General features: G+C 53.9%; 1 pseudogene. It reads left to right on the top strand.

From position 1 onward, the window contains the following. Nucleotides 1–41: 41 nt before the first annotated feature. Nucleotides 42–608, top strand: a pseudogene (locus ACFOZ5_RS13370) (IS3 family transposase); the annotation flags it as partial.

The following is a 608-nucleotide window of genomic DNA, read 5'->3' as shown; positions in this document are numbered from 1 at the left end:
TGTCCCGTCCTGAAATACGTTGTCATCTGGAGAATGAGCAGATGGGCAACGATACTCCCACCCGGAAGAAGCGCACGCAGCGTGATTACAACCTGGGCTTTAAATTGGCTGTTGTGGACCAGGTCGAAAAAGGCGAACTCACCTACAAACAGGCCCAGCAGATCTACGGCATCCAGGGCCGCAGCACGGTTCTCACTTGGCTCCGTAAGCATGGTAAATTGGACTGGTCCCTGCCGAGGAGCTCGCCCATGAACCGATCCCAGGAAACGCCCGAGCAGAAGATCAAGCGACTGGAAAAAGAGCTGGAAGATGAGCGTCTTCGCAATCTCCTGCTCAATGAGATGGTCGATATCATGGACCGGGACTATGGAGCCGGCCTGCGAAAAAAGTATTTATCCAAGGAGCGCGCACGCTGCAAGCAAAAGGCAAAGTAAGCCTGAGCAAAAGCTGTGCACTCTTTGGAGTCTCTCGCCAAGGAATTTATCAACGCCTTCAACGGCGCAAAATGCGCCAGGTTCAATTGGAGCCTGTTAAGGCCCTTGTGCAGCAGGTTCGAAAGCGACTGCCGAGGTTGGGAACGCGGAAGCTGTACTACCTGCTGCACAGAG

The sequence above is a fragment of the Marinobacter lacisalsi genome, assembly GCF_042651045.1.
GTDB lineage: Bacteria > Pseudomonadota > Gammaproteobacteria > Pseudomonadales > Oleiphilaceae > Marinobacter > Marinobacter lacisalsi.
Note: the sequence above shows the minus strand (reverse complement) of the source record. Positions and strands in the feature narration are given on the sequence as shown.